The 18,206-nt window shown below is 53.1% G+C and carries 19 protein-coding genes; 1 reads left to right on the forward strand and 18 read right to left on the reverse strand.

Annotation, left to right across the window (positions count from 1 at the left end; all coding sequences use genetic code 11):
• Positions 1 to 38 precede the first annotated feature (38 nt).
• The 12 genes from cydX to KHQ09_RS00730 form a co-directional block, all read right to left on the reverse strand.
• Positions 39 to 170: a cytochrome bd-I oxidase subunit CydX gene (gene cydX, locus KHQ09_RS00675; RefSeq protein ID WP_116088341.1), complete on the reverse strand. Its 132-nt coding sequence runs from the start codon at positions 168 to 170 to the stop codon at positions 39 to 41.
• A 49-nt stretch (positions 171 to 219) separates the two neighbouring features.
• The gene (gene cydB, locus KHQ09_RS00680) at positions 220 to 1,365 is read right to left on the reverse strand and encodes a cytochrome d ubiquinol oxidase subunit II (protein WP_116088342.1); all 1,146 of its coding nucleotides are present in this window, start codon (positions 1,363 to 1,365) and stop codon (positions 220 to 222) included.
• The gene (locus tag KHQ09_RS00685) at positions 1,365 to 2,963 is read right to left on the reverse strand and encodes a cytochrome ubiquinol oxidase subunit I (RefSeq protein WP_213600327.1); all 1,599 of its coding nucleotides are present in this window, start codon (positions 2,961 to 2,963) and stop codon (positions 1,365 to 1,367) included. The genes cydB and KHQ09_RS00685 overlap by 1 nt, the downstream gene beginning before the upstream one ends.
• Before the next feature lie 540 nt (positions 2,964 to 3,503).
• Positions 3,504 to 5,210 carry a thiol reductant ABC exporter subunit CydC gene (cydC, locus tag KHQ09_RS00690; RefSeq protein WP_213600328.1) on the reverse strand — a complete coding sequence of 569 codons (1,707 nt, stop codon included), beginning with the start codon at positions 5,208 to 5,210 and terminating at the stop codon, positions 3,504 to 3,506.
• Entirely contained in the window at positions 5,207 to 7,000 is a 1,794-nt protein-coding gene (gene cydD, locus KHQ09_RS00695) for a thiol reductant ABC exporter subunit CydD (protein WP_213600375.1), read from the reverse strand. Before cydD ends, cydC begins: the two co-directional genes overlap by 4 nt.
• Positions 7,001 to 7,079: 79 nt before the next feature.
• A complete protein-coding gene (locus tag KHQ09_RS00700; RefSeq protein ID WP_213600329.1) occupies positions 7,080 to 7,661 on the reverse strand; it encodes a GbsR/MarR family transcriptional regulator in 582 nt (193 codons plus the stop codon).
• A 141-nt stretch (positions 7,662 to 7,802) separates the two neighbouring features.
• A complete protein-coding gene (mnhG, locus tag KHQ09_RS00705) occupies positions 7,803 to 8,156 on the reverse strand; it encodes a monovalent cation/H(+) antiporter subunit G (RefSeq protein ID WP_028233201.1) in 354 nt (117 codons plus the stop codon).
• Positions 8,153 to 8,434, reverse strand: coding sequence for a K+/H+ antiporter subunit F (locus KHQ09_RS00710; protein ID WP_022709184.1), 282 nt, complete (start codon positions 8,432 to 8,434; stop codon positions 8,153 to 8,155). Before KHQ09_RS00710 ends, mnhG begins: the two co-directional genes overlap by 4 nt.
• Positions 8,431 to 8,913, reverse strand: coding sequence for a Na+/H+ antiporter subunit E (locus KHQ09_RS00715; protein ID WP_022709183.1), 483 nt, complete (start codon positions 8,911 to 8,913; stop codon positions 8,431 to 8,433). Before KHQ09_RS00715 ends, KHQ09_RS00710 begins: the two co-directional genes overlap by 4 nt.
• Positions 8,910 to 10,562, reverse strand: a complete 1,653-nt coding sequence (locus KHQ09_RS00720; RefSeq protein WP_022709182.1) for a monovalent cation/H+ antiporter subunit D — start codon at positions 10,560 to 10,562, stop codon at positions 8,910 to 8,912. The genes KHQ09_RS00715 and KHQ09_RS00720 overlap by 4 nt, the downstream gene beginning before the upstream one ends.
• Complete coding sequence (locus KHQ09_RS00725) at positions 10,562 to 10,897, reverse strand: Na+/H+ antiporter subunit C (RefSeq protein WP_022709181.1); 336 nt, start codon at positions 10,895 to 10,897, stop codon at positions 10,562 to 10,564. Before KHQ09_RS00725 ends, KHQ09_RS00720 begins: the two co-directional genes overlap by 1 nt.
• Positions 10,897 to 13,842, reverse strand: a complete 2,946-nt coding sequence (locus KHQ09_RS00730; protein WP_213600330.1) for a monovalent cation/H+ antiporter subunit A — start codon at positions 13,840 to 13,842, stop codon at positions 10,897 to 10,899. Before KHQ09_RS00730 ends, KHQ09_RS00725 begins: the two co-directional genes overlap by 1 nt.
• A gap of 380 nt (positions 13,843 to 14,222) precedes the next feature.
• On the opposite strand from KHQ09_RS00730, the gene KHQ09_RS00735 reads away from it, so the two are divergent.
• Positions 14,223 to 15,548, forward strand: coding sequence for an NAD(P)/FAD-dependent oxidoreductase (locus KHQ09_RS00735; protein ID WP_213600331.1), 1,326 nt, complete (start codon positions 14,223 to 14,225; stop codon positions 15,546 to 15,548).
• Positions 15,549 to 15,592: 44 nt separating this feature from the next.
• Here KHQ09_RS00735 and crcB read toward each other — a convergent pair whose 3' ends face one another.
• The 6 genes from crcB to KHQ09_RS00765 form a co-directional block, all read right to left on the reverse strand.
• Positions 15,593 to 15,967, reverse strand: coding sequence for a fluoride efflux transporter CrcB (gene crcB, locus KHQ09_RS00740; protein WP_213600332.1), 375 nt, complete (start codon positions 15,965 to 15,967; stop codon positions 15,593 to 15,595).
• A 28-nt stretch (positions 15,968 to 15,995) separates the two neighbouring features.
• The gene (yacG, locus tag KHQ09_RS00745) at positions 15,996 to 16,208 is read right to left on the reverse strand and encodes a DNA gyrase inhibitor YacG (RefSeq protein ID WP_213600333.1); all 213 of its coding nucleotides are present in this window, start codon (positions 16,206 to 16,208) and stop codon (positions 15,996 to 15,998) included.
• A complete protein-coding gene (locus KHQ09_RS00750; protein ID WP_116088349.1) occupies positions 16,208 to 16,840 on the reverse strand; it encodes a Maf-like protein in 633 nt (210 codons plus the stop codon). Before KHQ09_RS00750 ends, yacG begins: the two co-directional genes overlap by 1 nt.
• A 29-nt stretch (positions 16,841 to 16,869) precedes the next feature.
• The gene (gene infA / locus KHQ09_RS00755; RefSeq protein WP_022709174.1) at positions 16,870 to 17,088 is read right to left on the reverse strand and encodes a translation initiation factor IF-1; all 219 of its coding nucleotides are present in this window, start codon (positions 17,086 to 17,088) and stop codon (positions 16,870 to 16,872) included.
• Positions 17,089 to 17,213: 125 nt separating this feature from the next.
• Positions 17,214 to 17,684, reverse strand: a complete 471-nt coding sequence (locus KHQ09_RS00760) for an arsenate-mycothiol transferase ArsC (protein WP_022709173.1) — start codon at positions 17,682 to 17,684, stop codon at positions 17,214 to 17,216.
• A 3-nt stretch (positions 17,685 to 17,687) separates the two neighbouring features.
• A complete protein-coding gene (locus KHQ09_RS00765; RefSeq protein WP_022709172.1) occupies positions 17,688 to 18,170 on the reverse strand; it encodes a UPF0262 family protein in 483 nt (160 codons plus the stop codon).
• Positions 18,171 to 18,206 lie beyond the last annotated feature (36 nt).

Below are 18,206 nucleotides of genomic sequence, written 5' to 3' on the forward strand. Positions count from 1 at the left end.
AAAAGCCGGTCTGAGTTTTCTCAGACCGGCTTTTTTATTTAATGTTCAGAGCCTGTGTGGCTATGTTCTTTGCGCTTGGCAGCATCATCCACCAGCTCATACCACATGGCGTTGAGCACTGCGAAAGCCGCTGCGAGGGGTAGTCCTAAAACCCAGGCGAAATACCACATTTAAAACCTCATATTATATAAGAGACAGAAATGATGACGGAAACGGGCATCAGTAATGCCCCTCTTCCAGATCGCTTTCCGTCACTTTTCCGCGCAGGACATAATAGACCCAGCTCGTATAGAGCATGATAATCGGCAGCATAATGCCGGTACTGATCAGCATGATGAACAGGGTCAGATGGCTGGATGAGCTGTCCCAAACCGTCAGGCTGGCACTCGGATTCAGCGAGGATGGCAGGATGAACGGGAACATTGCCACACCCACCGATGTAATCACACCGAAGATCGACAATTTACCGAACAGCAATGCCACGAGCGGACGCCGTGCCCACAAAAAGAGGATCACTGCGAAAGGCGACAGCAGGCCAAGTGCAGGCACAGCCCACAGAGCCGGATAGCGCAAATAATTGGCAAGCCATGCGCCTTGCTCAACCACTGCGGTTTTAAACAGCGGGTTCGACGGGCCGTTCGGATCAATCTCACTGGTAATGCGGTAACCCAGACCGGATTTCCAGAGATACAGCCCTGCGGCGACATAAAAGACCACTGTCAGCAATGCGAGAAGCGTGCCGTATTTTTTAGCACGCTCAGCCACAATGCCTGTGGTTTTGACACAGAGCCACACACAACCATGCATGGCCAGCATGATGACTGACATCAGACCTGCCAGCAGCGCAAACGGGTTGAGCAAGGCAAAGAATGAACCTTCATAGAAGATCATCATATCGTCATTGATACGGAACGGCACGCCGAGCAACACATTGCCGACAGCCACACCAAAAATCAGTGACGGCACAAAACCACCGATGAACAATGCCCGGTCCCAATTGTTGCGCCACAGCGAGCTTTCACGCTTGTTGCGGTATTTGAAACCGACCGGCCGCAGAATCAGTGCGAACAAAATGATGAACATCGCCAGATAGAAGCCGGAGAAAGACACCGCATAAAGCTGCGGCCATGCGGCAAAAATCGCACCGCCGGCCAGAATGAGCCAGACCTGATTGCCTTCCCAGACCGGTTCAATGGTTTCCAGCACCAGTCTGCGCTCCAGATCGGTGCGGGCAACAAAAGGCAGCATGGTTTCAATACCAAGGTCAAAACCATCCATCGCCGCAAAGCCGATGAGCAGCACACCCAGCAATACCCACCAGATCAGACGTAAGGTTGAATAATCAAGAAGTTCGGACAAAACCATTATTTTGCCTCCCCGATTTGTACCGGTTTACTGGGAACAGGTTTCTCAAAGGGTGCGGAAACCGGAGCATGATCCGGCTGCGGCCCGTTGCGGATCGCACGGATCATCACGCCCATCTCAATAATGAACAGAACTGTATAGATCAGGATAAATCCGCTCAGTGAGATCAGCACGGTAGTGGGGCTGAGATTGGAGACCGCCACGGCTGTCGGCAGAACTCCTTCAATACTCCATGGCTGACGGCCGAATTCCGCAACCAGCCAGCCCATTTCTGCAGCCAGCCAAGGCAGAGGAATAGAGAAGACCGCAACCCAGAGCAGCCAGCGGTGTTTGTCCAGTTTTCTGCGTGCAGACAGGAAAAAGAAAGTACCGGTCAGCAACAGGAAATAAAAGCTCAAGCCCACCATAACACGGAAGGCAATGAACAGCGGCAGCACACCCGGAACAGTATCATTGGCGGCTGCCACAATCTGCTCATCCGTAGCAGTGCGCGGGTCATCAACATATTTCTTCAGCAGCAGACCATAACCCAGACGCTCACCATATTGTTCAAAAGCCTGTTTAGCTTCTGCCGGTGCCTGCTCGCCCCGTGGCGTCGCTTTGATTGTCTGCAAGGCATCATAGGCTTTGATACCGTCACGGATACGATCCTGAGCCTGCAAAACCAGCTGGTTAATACCCGGAATTTCAATGGTCAGGGAGCGCGTACCGATCAGCCCCATCACATAGGGAATGTGAATGGCATAATGGGTCACGCGATTTTCCTGATCCGGCACACCAATCAGCGTGAAAGATGCCGGAGCCGGTTCTGTATCCCACATGGCCTCAATCGCAGCCATTTTCATGCTCTGATGATCGGATGTCAGATAGCCGCTTTCATCCCCCAGTACCACAACCGACAAAGCACCGGCCAGACCGAAAGAAGCCGCCACAGTCATCGAGCGTTTGGCCAGTTCCAGATGACGGCCTTTGATCATATACCATGCCGAAACACCGAGAATGAAAATGGAAGCTGTGACATAACCGGCAGAAACCGTGTGCACGACCTTGGCCTGCGCAACAGGATTGAAAACAACGGCAAAGAAGTCCGTGATTTCCATACGCATGGTTTCAGGGTTAAAGCGCGATCCGACCGGATTTTGCATCCAGCCATTGGCCACCAAAATCCACAATGCGGAAATATTGGAGCCGATCGCCATCAGATAGGTCACGGTCAAATGGCCGATTTTGGACAGGCGATCCCAGCCGAAGAAAAACAGGCCGATAAAGGTCGCTTCCAGAAAGAAAGCCATCAGCCCTTCGAGCGCCAGCGGCGCACCGAAAATATCACCGACATAATGGCTGTAATAACTCCAGTTCATACCGAACTGGAATTCCATCACCACACCGGTGGCGACACCGGTTACAAAGTTAATACCAAACAATGTACCCCAGAATTTTGTCATTTGCCGCCAGATCAGGCGGCCGGTCATCACATAGACCGTTTCCATGATCGCCAGCAGAATAGACAGGCCGAGCGTCAATGGAACAAACAAAAAGTGGTACATGGCGGTGACTGCAAATTGCAGACGGGATAGTGAAACAATATCCAGTTCCATCATCATCCGCCGCGGGGGCGCGGCGCTCCTGTTGTAGCTTAGCGCCGGAAACTATTCGGTATCCGGCAAACTATGCTTGAAAACAAAGCTTTTACGCGTCTCTCCGGAAAATAGGGGGCATTCCGGTCAAAATGCGCGTATATCAAACAGTCCGTATGACCGGCATTGTTGCCGGAAATGTCTGTGAGAAACCTGCAGGGCGGATATGCTCTATCTATTTGCTTTTATTCGTATCTTGTCCGAAAACCGCTTCGCACTTTTCGGGATACGCTTAAAATAGATCAATTCTAGATTATACTAATTTATAGCATCAGGAAATGCATATCCGTTCCGGCTGGTAATACCGGCCGGTTACAGGGTTCTCACAGTGTGGGGATGAAAGCGGTGCTTGGGAGAAAACCGCTTTCAAAATCAGATAATGTGATCCGTTTTTGTCAGATCATCCCTCTGATTATGTGTAAAAGATCATGCTTCATAAAGCGGGGCTTCCTTTTCAAAGACATGGCTATTAACGCGTCCGGTTCCGGACAGGTATTCGTGTTAAACCTGACGCAGTGTCTTCAGAATATCTGAAAATGCCTGCGTTCCTTTCAGTGCTTCTGCCGTCATGCGACCATTGCTCATCACGACAATACGGTCGGCAATCTCAGCTTCACGGCGCAGATGCGTCGCAATAATCATAGTTCTGCCGTGGCCACCATTCTGACTTGTGGCCTGTGCCAGTCGCTGCAGAATGTCCTGCGCAGTGGCTTTATCCAGCCCTTCCGTCGGTTCATCCAGCAGCCAGAGCGGGGTATTGTGCAGAAACAGACGCGCCAGTGCGAGACGGCGTGCCTGACCGCCGGACAAGCCAAGGCCGCCCTCGCCGAGCATTGTTTCCAACTGCTGCGGCATGTCACCTACCGTTTCTGACAGGCCGGCCATTTCCAACACCTGCATCAGATCATCCTCTGTTGCCTTCGGCTGAGCAAGGCGCAGATTTTCCGCAAGGCTATCCTGAAACAGCTGGGTTTTCTGCGTCAGCAGCGTTGCTGCCTCATGACGGATTATGCCGGAATCCACAGTTACTTCACCGGCCAGCAAAGCCATGAGCGTCGATTTACCTGTGCCGCTCGTGCCGACAATCGCCAGTTTTTCACCTTTGCGTACATTCAGGCTGATATTCTGCAGCACCAGAGGCATCTTGTCCTCATAGCGCATATTGATCTGTTCCAGATAAACAGCCTCATGAGGATCGGCCGGTTGTACAGGCACATAGAAATGCGGCTGTGTTTCATAACGGTCGCCAACGCGGCGGGCAGCCATCAATGTGCGGCCAAGCTCCATGGCACCGCGGCGTAATGCTGCAAACGGCTCCATCGCCCCCAGTGCCATCAGCAATGCAAAAGCAGCAACAGCAGGTGAAATTGCGCCAGCCTCTGCAAGCCAGACACCACCGAGCAAAGCAACACAGAGCAGCAAAGCCGTAGCGACACCAAAACCGGCACCGACCGAAATTTCAATCCGGTTGAGCTGATCATCGGCATCGGACAATCTTTTATCAGCCGCACATATGCTTGCGCTTTGCGCTTGCAGACGTCCCGCCATCAGCAGATCGGTCTGACCGGAGACCAGATCAATACTGCGCGCACGCACAGCCTCAACGGCTTTGGCACGGCGGCGCATCGGTTTCATCGCCCAGAGCGCTGCAATCAGCGGCAGGCCAAAACCGGCAAGCACCAAAACAGCAACCATTGCCAGCGAGAAAGTGCTATCCATCAGCCAGAAAGCAAAACCAACCACCAATATGGTGACAACAGCCGCACCGGCAGGCACCAGCACGCGCAGATAAAGCGCATCCAGTGCATCAATATCCGCTGTCAGGCGGAACAGCAGGCGGCTCGGACGACGTAAAAGTTCTTTCGCGGCCTGCGGTGCGGCCCAGCTGCGGAACAATTTCTCACGCAATGTCGCCAGCACAGCCAGCGTTGCATCATGAGTGACCAGTCGCTCCGCATAGCGCGACGCAGTGCGCAAAATAGCCAGCAAACGAATACCCGCAGCCGGTGCAAATACGTCGAAAGCCAAAGCTGTAGCCGTTGCCAGACCGGCAATTGCCGTTGCGGTGATAAACCAGCCAGACAGACCAAGCAGCAGAATACCGCACAGAACTGTCATGGCAGCCAGCAACATGCCTGCCCATAATTTGCCGCGCTTTTCCGAGAAAAACAGTTTGAGAACAGGTTTCAGAACTGCAAGTTTCTTCATTCCGCCGCCCTCCGTGCAGAACATACAGATGCAGCAGCATTGCCGCTGTCTTCCTGCACATGCAGATTTTCCGCACCGCTCAGCCTGTCAACGCGAATGATGCGTCCCATTTTGCGCGCCAGTTCTTCATCATGGGTGGCAATAATCAATGTCTTGCCTTGCGCCATGGTCAGCAGACCCTCAGTTGCCTTGAGCGCGGTTTCACTGTCGAGATGGGCAGTCGGCTCGTCGGCAAAGATAATATCCGCACCGGACTTCAGGGCTGCCCTTGCCAATGCCAGACGCAGGCCTTCACCACCGGAAAGACCAGTGCCGTTTTCACCAAGATCACTGGCTGCAGCGGCAGAAGCCACATTATCCAGCGCTGCTGTCTTCAGTGCAGTCTGCACATCGCTCAGGGCAAAACCTTCACGGCCGAGCGTAATATTGGAACGCACAGAACCGGAGAAAATATGCGGCTTCTGGCCGATCCATGAGAATTGCTGACGCAATATGTCAGCACTGCTCTGATCGAGCACGGTATCATGGATCAGAACATCACCTCTGCGTGGCGCGATCAGACCGGCCATCATCGCCAGCAGTGTTGATTTACCGCTACCGCTTGGTCCTAAGAGAGCAACATGCTCGCCTTGCGCAATCTGTAAGCTAAAGCCGGAGAGCAGATCAGTTTCATCATCTGCATCATAGCTGAAATCCACATTGCGCAGCGTGACAGCATGGTTTTTGTCTGTTTCAGCGGGTATCGCAGTCGCAACAACCGCAGTGAGTTTCATACCGCCTGCACTGATATTTTCCAGCGCATCAATTGCGGCTTCACCGGCAGCGCGGTCATGCCAGACGGCAGAAAGTTCGCGCAGCGGTTCAAAAAATGTCGGCGCCAGTAGCAGAATAAACAGCCCCTGCCCCAATGTCAGCGTTGCGCCCCACGCGCCGAAATTCAACTCACCCAGAAGATGGAAGCCGATATAAACCGCAACCATCGCCACGCCGAGCGCTGAAAACAGCTCCAGAACCGCTGAAGACAGGAAAGCAATACGCAGCACGATCATGGTTTTGTGGCGCAGCGTTTCCGCATTATGGCGCAGCCGTTGTGCGGTCAGATCAACAGCGTGGAATGTACGGATTGTTGCCAGTCCGCGCAGACGGTCGAGCAGGAAACCATTCATCTGCCCCATTTCCACCAGCTGTTCTTCACTGGCCGCTTTGGCGCGATAACCAATCAGCGCCATGAAAACCGGAATAAGCGGTGCCGCAACCAGCAAGACCAGTGCCGCAGCCCATGAATACCACAGCACAGCAATGAGAAAGACAATCGGAACGATCATGACTTTCATCTGCACCGGCTGGTAACGCGACCAATAAGTCGCTACCATCTCGGCCTGTTCGGCAAGAATGCTAGCCGCCTCACCCGATGCCGCACGGTTGCGATCCAGCGGGGAGCGCTCAGCCAGCGCCTGCACCGATTTTGCACGCAGATCAGACAGTGCCGCGCGCGATGTTTTAAAGGCAATCCGCTCGCCCGCGCCCTGCAAAATGGTACGCAGCAGGCCAAGCAGAAAAATACCAGCAACGATCATCAGAAGATTGCTGACTGTCCCGCTGACGGTCAGTTCATTAATCGCATAGGCCATCAGGCCCGCCTGCGGCAGCCAGATCAGCGCCGCCAGAACCTGTAACCAGCCGCCTTTGCGTAAATTGGCTGGTTGTGCACGTTTTTTACGGCGCTGTGCAGACGCCTTTACAGTTCCGGCAGCCTTGTCGCTGCCGGTAACTGTTGCTGCATCAGACATGGATCGTTCCGGCGTTGCCGCCGGAATTTCCGAAGGGGCAGACGAACCGGATAAAGCTTCACTCACTCCGTCCCTCCTTTCACTCTGATTGTCCTTCTTTTTTCTGCGCACGGCTGCGGCCGAGCGAGACGATTTTGTCCTTGGCTTCAAGGAAACGCGTGACCTTTGACCCCATGCTCAGAAGCATGGTCAGTCGTTCGGTTTCGAGCGATTTCACATCATCATACCAGTTGGTCAGGCGTTCAATCAGACCATGCATATCGCCCATACGTTGTTGGGCAAATGCATCACTCTCTGTCGTTGGCTTTTCCATGAGAATTTCACGCAACACACTCAAAGTCGGATCGACTTCACGTTTTTTGCGTTCTTCCGCCAATGTGCGCAAAATCTGCCAGACATCGCCCGGCGTGGAGTAAAAATCGCGACGGTCACCCGGAATGTGCTTCAGCAAAACAAGGTTCCAGCCTTGCAGCTCTCTGATACCCATAGAAACATTCGACCGTGAGACGCCAAGGGCATCCACGATCTGATCAGCACAGAGCGGGTCTTTAGAAAGATAGAGCAAGGCATAGATCTGCCCGACCGTGCGGTTGATACCCCAGCGGCTGCCCATTTCACCGAAGTGCAGTACAAATGATTGTACGATTGGCGACAATTCCAAATCAGTTGCTCCCGTATTTTCTGAACTTTCAGAAATTACTGAAATTTCAGATATTATTATTGTTGCTCCTCCGCAACCCGCAAAGCAGGTCTGGACAATAAGTCGCAACACAAATCAGAGAAGAGGCACGTCCAGAAATCGCTAATAAAGGTCGTTTGAGGTCGGCAATTGCCGGCTGTCATCCGTTTTATCGCGATGCATGGTTGCCCGCGTCAATAGCATCAGTGTTACCGGCGTTGTCACAAACACAAAAGCGGTAATTAACAGTTCATGCAAAACCGGTCGCGATTGCAAGACTGTAAAGAAAATAATTGATGCAATGAGAATGCCGCCGACACCAAAAGTCGTGCCGAGTGTCGGGGCATGAATCCGTTCATAGAACTTTTTAAAGCGCAAAAGACCAATCGCACCGATCAGCGTAATCAGTGATCCGCCCAGCAAAAAGACCGAAACCAGAATGGCTGCCCAGAGCGGCAGTTGCGTTGCATGGTTCATTCGATCACCTCGCCGCGCATCAGGAATTTTGCCAGTGCCACGCTGGACACAAAGCCCAGCAGCGCAATCACCAAGGCAGCTTCAAAATAAATCGATGTGCCGGTACGGATACCAAAGGTGATAAACAACATCATCATCGTCGCATAAAGCGTATCCAGACCCAGTATACGGTCCTGCGCACGCGGCCCTGCAATCAGACGCCATGTTGCACACAGCAGAGCAGCCCCCAGACAAAGCTGGGACAAAAGCAGCGCCCAGGATAAAATCACTGTACTCATGTGAAAATCTCCATCAGCAGGCGTTCATAATGCTGTTTTATCACGGTGCGGAACTCATCTTCTCCGTCTTTATCGAGAATATGAATCAGCAAAACACCTGTTACGGGATTAAAATTTGCCCATGCCGTACCAGGCGTTGAGGTCACAATACAGGCCAGAATGCCCAACGGCAAACGCCCGCGCAATTGCAGGCTGATGGTCACAAATCCTGCCTGACGCTCTGGCCGGTCAAAAAGAATGATTTTGATGACCGCAATATTTGACCAGAAAATATCGGCGACAACGCGGAAAAACAGTTCGATAATTGCCCGTACCGAGCGAACCCGCACCGGTTCCGGATCCAGCGAGGTGAAAGCCAGACCTGCGCCCAATGCAATGAAAAAACCCAAAATCGTATGGCCGGGTGTGAAGCCGTTGAGCAGCAACCACATGATCCAGAAGCTCAGCGACAAAACGGGATGCGGAAACAATGCTCTCATTGTGCGTCTCCCTTCGCAGCCGGTGTACTGGCAGCGGCCGGTTCAAATCCCGCCGAGCGTTTTGCGTCCAGAACATGGTCGATATAATTATGCGGACGATGCAGTGCCTGCGCGGTCGCATCGAGATAGCGCATCACCGGTGCCGCCTGAATGGTCAGAGCGAGACACAGAAACAACAGCCCCGCCACCGGCACCAGCTCAATAATCAGCACGCGCGGCACATTGCCTTCCATCGACGCCCAGAAAGTACGGATACCGGAGCGTGACATTGCAATCAATGCTGAGACACCGGACAGAATAATCAGTGTGACATAGGCCCAGCTTGCTGCGGAAATCGGTGCATCAGTGCCCATGCCTGCCGGATTGAACAATGCCGACAACAGCGAGATTTTTGCCACGAAACCGGAAAATGGCGGCAGACCGATCAGCAAAATAGCGCTGACGGCAAAACAGGCACCGAGAATAGCAAGCGTTGCAGGCAAAACTGTGCCGACTTCCTCTTCCTCTTCTTCTTCCTCATCACCATAGGCTTCAATCGTCACTGCCAGCACGTTGGCCGCCGCATCCTGACCGCGCTCCACCAGCTCAATCAGCAGAAAGAAAGCTGCAATCGTCAGCGTTGAGCTGATCATATAGAACAGAGCGCTGCCGGTTACCGCCACATTGCCCGTACCGATTGCCGCCAGCAATGTACCGGAAGAAACCAGCACGCTGTAACCGGCAATACGCCCGAGCGCCTGCGATGCCAGCACCCCGATCAGACCGAAAGTGATCGTCGCCAGACCGATATAAAACAGTCCCGCATCACCGAAACCTGTTGTCCGTGGTGTCAGTTCACCGAAAAACAGCAAAGACAAGCGCAGCAGCACATAAATCCCGACCTTGGACATGATCGCGAACAACGCCGCAACCGGTGCGGCCGCAGCCGTATAGGTTGTCGGCAGCCAGAAATTCAGCGGCCATGCACCGGCTTTCACCAAAAATGCCGTGCCGAGAATGGCACCGCCAGCCTGCAGGAACATCAGATCATCTGCCGGTACATTAGGAATACGCTGTGCCAGATCGGCCATATTCAGCGTGCCGGTCACGCCATAGATCATGCTGACGCCGATCAGAAACAGCGATGAGGCCGCAAGATTGACAGCAATATAGTGCAAGCCCGCTTTAACGCGGGTGGCACCGGAACCATGCAGAACCAGCCCGTAAGATGCCGCCAGCAGTACCTCGAAAAACACAAACAGGTTGAACAGATCGCCGGTCAGGAATGCGCCGTTCAGCCCCATCAGCAAAAGCTGGAACAGCGTATGGAAATGCGAACCCGCCTTGTGCCAGCGTGCCAGCGCAAAACACAGTGCCGCCAGTCCGAGAATACTGGTCAGCAGCACCATCATTGCCGAGAAGCGATCCAGCACCAGCACAATCGCATAGGGTGCCGGCCAGTTACCCAGCAAATAAGGAAGCACGCGGTCATCCGGCGTATTGGCCATATTGACCAGCATGATCGCCACAACAAACAGCACAAAAGTCGCTGCAATGCTGATTGCAGCTTTCAGCACACGGCGACGCTCATCATAGAGCAGCAACAAAGCTGCGGTGATGAGCGGCAGCAGAATTGGCGCGATAATCAGATGTTCCTGCCAATCCTGCATTACTGGCTCTCCCTGCCGTCAACATGGTCAGTACCGGTCAGACCGCGGGAAGCCAGCATGACCACCAAAAACAGGGCTGTCATGGCAAAGCCGATCACAATCGCTGTCAGCACCAGTGCCTGCGGCAACGGATCGGTATAAAGAGCGGGATCAGGCTGATCACCGAGAATAGGCGCGGAATCTGTGCGCAGACTGGCCATACTGAAAATAAACAGATTAACCGCATAGGAAATCAGCGACAGGCCGATAATCACCTGAAAAGTACGCGGACGCTGCAAAAGCCACAGGCCGGAAGCTGTCAGAATACCGATACCGAGAGCGAGAATAAGTTCCATTAGCGTCCCTCTCCCTGCTTAACGAGTACGGCCTGTTCAGCCTGTTCCGATTGTGTTTTTTCCGAGCGGCGATGACGGATCGACTGGTGTGCCAAAGCAATCAGCATCAGAACGGTCGCGCCGACCACAAGTGTAAAGACGCCGATGTCAAACAGCAGTGCGGATGCGACCGGCATTTTGCCGATCAGCGGTACTTCCGCATAGTCGAAATAGGTGGTGAGAAACGGATAACCGGCAAAGAACGAACCGGCACCGGTTGCCGCTGCGGTCAGCAACCCGAAACCCATCCATTTGACCGGCAGAATGCGCAAATGGCTTTCCACCCAGCGGGTACCAAAGGCCAGATATTGCAGAATAAACCCGATCGCCATCGTAATACCGGCCGCAAAACCGCCCCCCGGCAGATCATGACCGCGCAGCAGCAAATGCATGGCGAAAACGATAATCACGCCGAACAAATATTGCATAATCACAGAAGGCACAGCGAGGTATTCGGACAGGGTTGCACCGGCATGACGCTCCGGATCAGCCTCGTCAAAAGCATTCTGGATTTTCTGCTGTTGCGGGGATTCCATTGTATCCGATGCCGGACGGAAACGACGCAGCAGCGCATAAACCGTCAGACCGACAATACCGAGCACTGTGATTTCTCCCAGCGTATCAAAGCCGCGGAAATCCACCAGCAACACATTGACCACATTCTTGCCGCCCGCTTCCGTATAGGAATTGCCGAGGAAATAATCGGCAAGCGTTGCAGGGCTGAAACGGGTCATCATCGCATAGGACACAAGCGCCATACCGCCGCCGCCAGCCAGTGCGATAATCAGATCGCGGTAACGGCGTAAGCGCGGCACCAGCGGAATGCTTGCATTTTCATCTTCCTGCCAGCGTTTCGGCAGCCAGCGCAGACCAAGCAGGAGCAGAACCGTGGTGACAATCTCCACCAGCAACTGCGTGACCGCGAGATCAGGCGCGGAGAGCCACACAAATGTAAAACAGGTCACAAGCCCTGCGCCACCAAGCAGCATCAGCGAGGCCAACCGGTGATATTTAGCCTGATAGGCCGCACCGACCGCACAAAGTGCGCCGATCAGCCAGACAATGGCAAAGACCGGATCCACCGGCAGCGGCACCAATGGCCCCATAAATAGTCCCGCCTGATAAACAGGCCAGGCACCGGCAAAAATCGCAATCAGCATCAGCACCCGCATTTGCGGCTGCAAGCGACGTGTGCCGAACCGGCTTTCAATACTACGCGCCCATTTCCATGACACGGTTACCAGCACCAGCTCAAAAATACGCTGACCATTAAGGTGGCGCAGCAATGGCGGCCCTTCATCGCATTTTGCCAGATAGTTTTTCATCACCATGAAAATCACGGTTCCGCCGATCAGCGCAATCACACTCATCAGCAGCGGCACATTAAAGCCGTGCCAGATGGCAAGGCTGTATTCCGGTGTGGCACCGCCAAGAACCGACACGACAGCTGTGTGCAGGAACGGTCCGACAATCAATGTCGGCACAATACCGATCAGCAGGCAGAGCAGCACCAGCAACTCAATCGGGAAACGTACCCATTGCGGCGGTTCTTTCGGTGTATGCGGCAGGTCAACCGGTGCGGGACCGAAGAAAGTCGAATAGATAAAGCGGATCGAATAAGCGACACTGAAAGCGCTTGCCAGCGTTGCCACATAAGGTGTGACCGTATCGAGCCATGAAGACAAATGTGTCTCCACCGTTTCCGCAAAGAACATCTCTTTGGAAATAAAGCCGTTCAGCAGTGGCACACCGGCCATCGCCGCACTGGCAACCATCGCCAAAGTTGCCGTAATCGGCATGAAGCGGAACAAACCGCTTAGTTTTCGCAGGTCGCGCGTGCCGGTTTCATGATCGATAATCCCCGCCGCCATAAACAGCGAAGCTTTGAAGATCGCATGATTGACCATATGGAAAATCGCGGCAACAGCGGATAGCGGGCTGCCAAGGCTGAGCAAAGCTGTAATCAGTCCCAGATGGCTGATGGTTGAATAGGCCAGCAGACCTTTCAGATCCTGCTGGAACAGCGCGAACCATGCGCCCAGCAGCAAAGTCGTCAGACCGGCAAGCCCCAGCAGCCAGAACCATTCTTCTGTGCCCGCCAGTGCAGGCCACAGCCGCACCATCAGAAACACGCCGAGCTTAACCATCGTGGCGGAGTGCAGATAGGCTGAAACCGGTGTCGGCGCGGCCATCGCATTGGGCAGCCAGAAATGGAACGGAAATTGTGCACTCTTGGTGAAAGTGCCAAGCAGGATCAGCACCAGAGCCACCGTATAAAGCGGATGATTTTTAATCAGATTACCCGATGCCAGAATAACATCCAGCTCATAACTGCCGACAATATGACCAAGCAGCAGCACACCGAGCAACAGGCCGAAACCGCCAAGACCGGTAACAGTCAGTGCCATACGCGCGCCGTCACGGGCACTGACATTCTGATACCAGTAACCGATCAGCAGGAAGGAGAAAATACTGGTGAGTTCCCAGAACACCACCATCAGGATCATATTGCCCGACAGCACCACGCCGAGCATCGCCCCCATAAAGGCAAGAAAGAATGAGAAAAAGCGCGGCACCGGATCTTCCGATGACATATAATAGCGCACATAGATCACCACGAGCAGGCCGATGCCTGTGACCAGCATGGCAAACAGCCAGGCAAGACCATCCATCCGCAAAGTGACATTGAGACCATAAGCAGGCAACCATGCCATCTGCGTGTGCAGAACTTTGCCGCCGGTAACATAAGGATAAAGCGCAATGGTCAGCAGCAGTGCGGCAACCGCAGTCAGTCCCGCGAACCAGACAGCAACCTGCCGGTCATTCGATCTGAGAAGGCCTGTAAGGGCGCAGCCAATAAATGGCAGTATGATGAGCAAAAAAAGGACTTTTCCGTCCGTCACCATCCGCGCCTGCCCTCCTCAAATTCCTCAAGAGCGGTTTTCACTCTCATAAAATTACATAATTGAAACGAAATTATCTCGTTAAATCCGGTTGTTATTATGTGGTTTTGACCTGCATAATAGCAAGTGCTTGATTGCAACTTATGTCTGCAATTTCCCGATCTCAGGCACAAAATTTCCGATTTCGACGGCTTTTACACAAGGTGTGGAAAAACTCCCCCGCAAATTATCTATTAAATTGGTTTGATGACAAAACTGAGTGCGGATTATGACATGTTTTTTTCATCAACCGGCAAGTTCCGCCGTTGTTTCTGCAATTGTCGAATCAACCGGAATAGCCGAAGCTGCGAAGTGAAATAGATAAACGCATACAGGAATATCTTATGGGTCCGCAGACAGACAGCGTCCAGTCCTCTCCGTCCTTACCGGCAAAAACGCAGATCGCTATTATCGGCGGCGGGATTATCGGTGTGTCCACGGCACTTTATCTGGCGCAGCGCGGTATTCCTGTAACCCTGCTGGAAAAAGGCGTGATTGCCGGTGAGCAATCAAGCCGCAACTGGGGCTGGTGCCGTCATACCGGCCGCGACAGCCGCGAAATGCCGCTGATTGTTGAGAGTATGAAACAATGGGCGCAGATGAATGCGCTGACCGGCAGGGAAACCGGATTCCGCACCACCGGTATCGCTTTCGCCGCAGAAAAAGAAGAAAATCTGGAAAAATGGCGTGAGTGGGTGAGCATTGCCAAAGAGCACGGCATTGACAGTCAGGTTGTAGGCAAACAACAGGCCGAAGCGCTGGCACCCGGCCTGCAGCGTTCGCTCTATGGTGCGCTCTATACCGCCGCGGACGGCCGCGCAGAGCCGCAAAAAGCAGCACCTGCTATTGCAGAAAAAGCGCGCGAGCTCGGTGCTGTCATCATGCAGAATTGTGCTGTGCGCCGGATTGAAACCACCAATGGCCGCGTCAGCACTGTGATTACCGAACAAGGCGCGATTGAGTGCGAAGCTGTGGTGATTGCCGGCGGCAGCTGGTCACGTCTGATCTGTTCTGATCTGGGTATTACCCTGCCGCAACTGAAAATGCGTTCATCCGTATTGCGCACCACGCCGGTTGAAGCCGGCGTTGCGTCTGCCATTGCCTTTTCAGACTTCGCACTGCGCAAACGTATGGATGGCGGCTATACAGTTGCCAGCCTCTCAGGCAGTATTGCCGATATCGTACCCGACAGTTTCCGCTTTCTGCCCAAATTCATTCCTGCATTGCGCACTGAATGGAAAACCGTGCGCCTGCGGTTCGGACAGCGCTTTATTGAAGAAGCCTTTGAGTGGAAATTACGCCCCGCAGATCAAACCTCCATCTTCGAGAAAATCCGTATTCTTGATCCGGAACCGCATAAAGCTAGCAATCAGGCCGTTTTCAAAGCACTGCAACAGGCTTTGCCTGCCTTCAAGAATGTACAAATCGCCCAGCAATGGGCAGGGCTGATTGATACGACGCCGGATATTGTACCGGTTATCTCGCCGCTGGATCATCTGCCGAATTGCATTGTCGCCACTGGTTTTTCCGGCCATGGCTTTGGTATTGGCCCCGGTGCTGGCAAATTGATCGCCGATATGGTGACCGGTGAAAAGCCCGTTGTTGACCCTTCACCGTTTCATATCAACCGCTTCAGCGATGGCTCAAAAATCCATATTGAAATGTGGTGATATGCCAGAGCGGTTCCGATTAATATTGAATCAGCAGAACCGCTCTAAATTAAGCGCATCAGATACAACCCTGCCATCAGGGCTGCTGCCCCTAAAATCACAGAGGACAGGATATAGGCCAGTGCCGTGCCTATATCACCGTTTTCTATGAGCAGCACTGTTTCCAGTGAAAAGGCAGAAAATGTCGTGAAACCACCCATGATGCCGGTAGTGAGAAACAGTTTCCAGTTCTCGGCAAGACCGCCACGCGCTGAAAAATAGCCGATAATCAGTCCCATCAGCAGGGAGCCGGTAATATTGACCGCAAATGTGCTGAGCGGGAACATTGTCAGTGCAGAGAAACGTGACAGTAACAAACCGGCGCCATAACGGGCTGCCCCGCCGATCCCTGCTCCGAGAAAAACAATCAGAAAATTCATATTGCTCCCCTGACCGCTTCGATTTCTGTCAGCTGTTTTCCTGATCGCTGTCGTCAACCGGCTTGCCGGGAATGACATAGGCATCGGAAAGCCAGCGGTTTAAGTCGACACTGCGGCAGCGCGGTGAACAAAACGGATAAGAGTCGCGTGCTGAGGGTTTTCCGCATTCAGGGCAAGGCCGCGTCGGACGCAACGGCGTCACATTTTCATAGGAGACGGCAGGTTTGTCTTTATCTGCCATCACACTTTGCCTTCATGCCACTGGTCGTAAACCGGAAAATTTTCACCTTCCAGCAATGCCTGCGTTTCATGCAACGGCAGGCCGACAATATTACTGTAGGAGCCGACCATTTTGACAATAAAACTGCCTGCCAGCCCCTGAATAGCATAACCGCCAGCTTTGCCGCGCCATTCACCGGAACTGATATAAGCATCCATCTGGCGGCGGCTCAGCCGGTCAAAGCGCACACGGCTTTCAACCAGTACCTGACGCAGGCTGCCTTTCGGCGTGACCAGACAAACACCGGTAAAAACTTTATGAGCACGGCCGGAAAGCAGGCGCAGACAATCAAGCGCCACATCCTCACTCTCCGCCTTAGGCAGGATCTGCCGTCCCACGCCTACCACAGTATCGGCTGCGAGAATGAAAGCGGATTTGTAATCCGCATCATTCTTCAGCTTGTCCTTAGCTCTTTCTGCTTTCTGTTTTGACAAACGTTTTGCCAGCGAACGGGGATGTTCCGAACGCTGTGGTGTTTCATCAATATCAGCAGGCTGCAGAAATGCAGGTTCAATACCGATTTGCGCCAGAAGCTCAATGCGCCGCGGCGATGCCGAGGCCAGTACCAGAGGATAGGACATTGTTGTCTTCATGGTCAGATATGAGTCCGGCAGCAGAAATTTTATTTAAAGCGGTAGGTAATACGACCTTTGGAAAGGTCATAAGGGGTCATTTCCACCAGTACCTTGTCGCCGGCCAGAACGCGAATGCGGTTTTTACGCATACGGCCAGCCGTATGAGCGATGATTTCATGTTCATTTTCGAGTTTTACCCGAAACATAGCATTCGGCAAAAGTTCCGTTACAATACCCGGGAACTCAAGGACTTCTTCTTTAGCCATACGTAACCTGTCTTTTGGTTTAATAAATCTGCATCATGCAGAAGGTCTGAATTTGCGCGGAACCTATATGATTAGAGTCCGTTTGTGAACAACTGAAATGGAGAACTGTTAAAAGCTCTGCTGAATCACAGAAAACGTTCAGTAATTTTCTGTTTTAAACGATCGCGAACGTCGCGGTAGGCCGATAAACGCTGCTCCCGTGAGCCGGTGACCAGTGTCGGATCAGGCATCGGCCAATATTCCACATTGGCCGCGAAACTGCGCATCCGCTCCAATACCACATGATGTGCCTGCGGTGTCAGCGTAATAATCAGGTCAAAATAACCGTCATTCAGCTCTTCCAGTCCGACAGGCTGTCTTTCATTGAGCGACAGCCCCTCTTCCTCAAGCACCGCATCCACAAACATATCACGTTCACCGCGTGTTACACCCGCTGATGCCACATAGGTTTTGCCCTGCAGCATGGAACGGGTGAGAATCTCCGCCATCGGCGAGCGTATCGCATTCATTCCGCAAACGAACAGAACGGAAGCCGGTTTTTTGACAGTGGCAGCATCTGCAAGAGCATCCGGTACCGGATCAGGAATTATGCTCATCCGTCACCCGCGCCAGTGCAACACACAGACAAGCGTAAACAAACGCCGTGCCGTATCGAAATCAAGGTCGATCTTACCTTCAAGCCGGTTCATCAATGTCTGCGAGCCTTCATTATGCAAGCCGCGCCGCCCCATATCAATCGCCTCAATACGGCTCGGTGTTGCCGAGCGGATGGCTGCATAATAGCTTTCGCAGATCAGAAAATAATCTTTGACCGTTTTACGCAGCGGAGACAGCGAGAGAATATGCGTTGCCACAAGCTCCCCTGCCTCACGCGTAATATTGAAGATCAGGCGTTTTTCAACCAGTGACAAACGCAGACGATAAGGCCCGCCATTACTGTCACCAACCGGAGAAAAACTGTTCTCCTCGATCAGGTCGAAAATAGCGACGGCCCGTTCATGCTCAATATCCGGCGTAGACTGGCCGATTGTCTCGTCCAGTTCCACATCGATCAGCCGGGCATTGTCACTTTTTCCGGTCATCACTCTTTACGCAGGCGGTATACAGAAAACCTGCCC

Origin of the sequence: Pseudochrobactrum algeriensis, from assembly GCF_018436245.1 — a bacterium.
Classification (GTDB): domain Bacteria; phylum Pseudomonadota; class Alphaproteobacteria; order Rhizobiales; family Rhizobiaceae; genus Pseudochrobactrum; species Pseudochrobactrum saccharolyticum.

What these genes read in the sequence shown, in the direction of transcription:
- cydX (WP_116088341.1), bottom strand. Translation starts at nt 170, where the DNA reads ATGTGGTATTTCGCCTGGGTTTTAGGACTACCCCTCGCAGCGGCTTTC.
- cydB (WP_116088342.1), bottom strand. Translation starts at nt 1,365, where the DNA reads ATGGTTTTGTCCGAACTTCTTGATTATTCAACCTTACGTCTGATCTGG.
- KHQ09_RS00685 (WP_213600327.1), bottom strand. Translation starts at nt 2,963, where the DNA reads ATGGAACTGGATATTGTTTCACTATCCCGTCTGCAATTTGCAGTCACC.
- cydC (WP_213600328.1), bottom strand. Translation starts at nt 5,210, where the DNA reads ATGAAGAAACTTGCAGTTCTGAAACCTGTTCTCAAACTGTTTTTCTCG.
- cydD (WP_213600375.1), bottom strand. Translation starts at nt 7,000, where the DNA reads ATGTCTGATGCAGCAACAGTTACCGGCAGCGACAAGGCTGCCGGAACT.
- mnhG (WP_028233201.1), bottom strand. Translation starts at nt 8,156, where the DNA reads ATGAACCATGCAACGCAACTGCCGCTCTGGGCAGCCATTCTGGTTTCG.
- KHQ09_RS00710 (WP_022709184.1), bottom strand. Translation starts at nt 8,434, where the DNA reads ATGAGTACAGTGATTTTATCCTGGGCGCTGCTTTTGTCCCAGCTTTGT.
- KHQ09_RS00715 (WP_022709183.1), bottom strand. Translation starts at nt 8,913, where the DNA reads ATGAGAGCATTGTTTCCGCATCCCGTTTTGTCGCTGAGCTTCTGGATC.
- KHQ09_RS00720 (WP_022709182.1), bottom strand. Translation starts at nt 10,562, where the DNA reads ATGCAGGATTGGCAGGAACATCTGATTATCGCGCCAATTCTGCTGCCG.
- KHQ09_RS00725 (WP_022709181.1), bottom strand. Translation starts at nt 10,897, where the DNA reads ATGGAACTTATTCTCGCTCTCGGTATCGGTATTCTGACAGCTTCCGGC.
- KHQ09_RS00730 (WP_213600330.1), bottom strand. Translation starts at nt 13,842, where the DNA reads ATGGTGACGGACGGAAAAGTCCTTTTTTTGCTCATCATACTGCCATTT.
- KHQ09_RS00735 (WP_213600331.1), top strand. Translation starts at nt 14,223, where the DNA reads ATGGGTCCGCAGACAGACAGCGTCCAGTCCTCTCCGTCCTTACCGGCA.
- crcB (WP_213600332.1), bottom strand. Translation starts at nt 15,967, where the DNA reads ATGAATTTTCTGATTGTTTTTCTCGGAGCAGGGATCGGCGGGGCAGCC.
- yacG (WP_213600333.1), bottom strand. Translation starts at nt 16,208, where the DNA reads ATGGCAGATAAAGACAAACCTGCCGTCTCCTATGAAAATGTGACGCCG.
- KHQ09_RS00750 (WP_116088349.1), bottom strand. Translation starts at nt 16,840, where the DNA reads ATGAAGACAACAATGTCCTATCCTCTGGTACTGGCCTCGGCATCGCCG.
- infA (WP_022709174.1), bottom strand. Translation starts at nt 17,088, where the DNA reads ATGGCTAAAGAAGAAGTCCTTGAGTTCCCGGGTATTGTAACGGAACTT.
- KHQ09_RS00760 (WP_022709173.1), bottom strand. Translation starts at nt 17,684, where the DNA reads ATGAGCATAATTCCTGATCCGGTACCGGATGCTCTTGCAGATGCTGCC.
- KHQ09_RS00765 (WP_022709172.1), bottom strand. Translation starts at nt 18,170, where the DNA reads ATGACCGGAAAAAGTGACAATGCCCGGCTGATCGATGTGGAACTGGAC.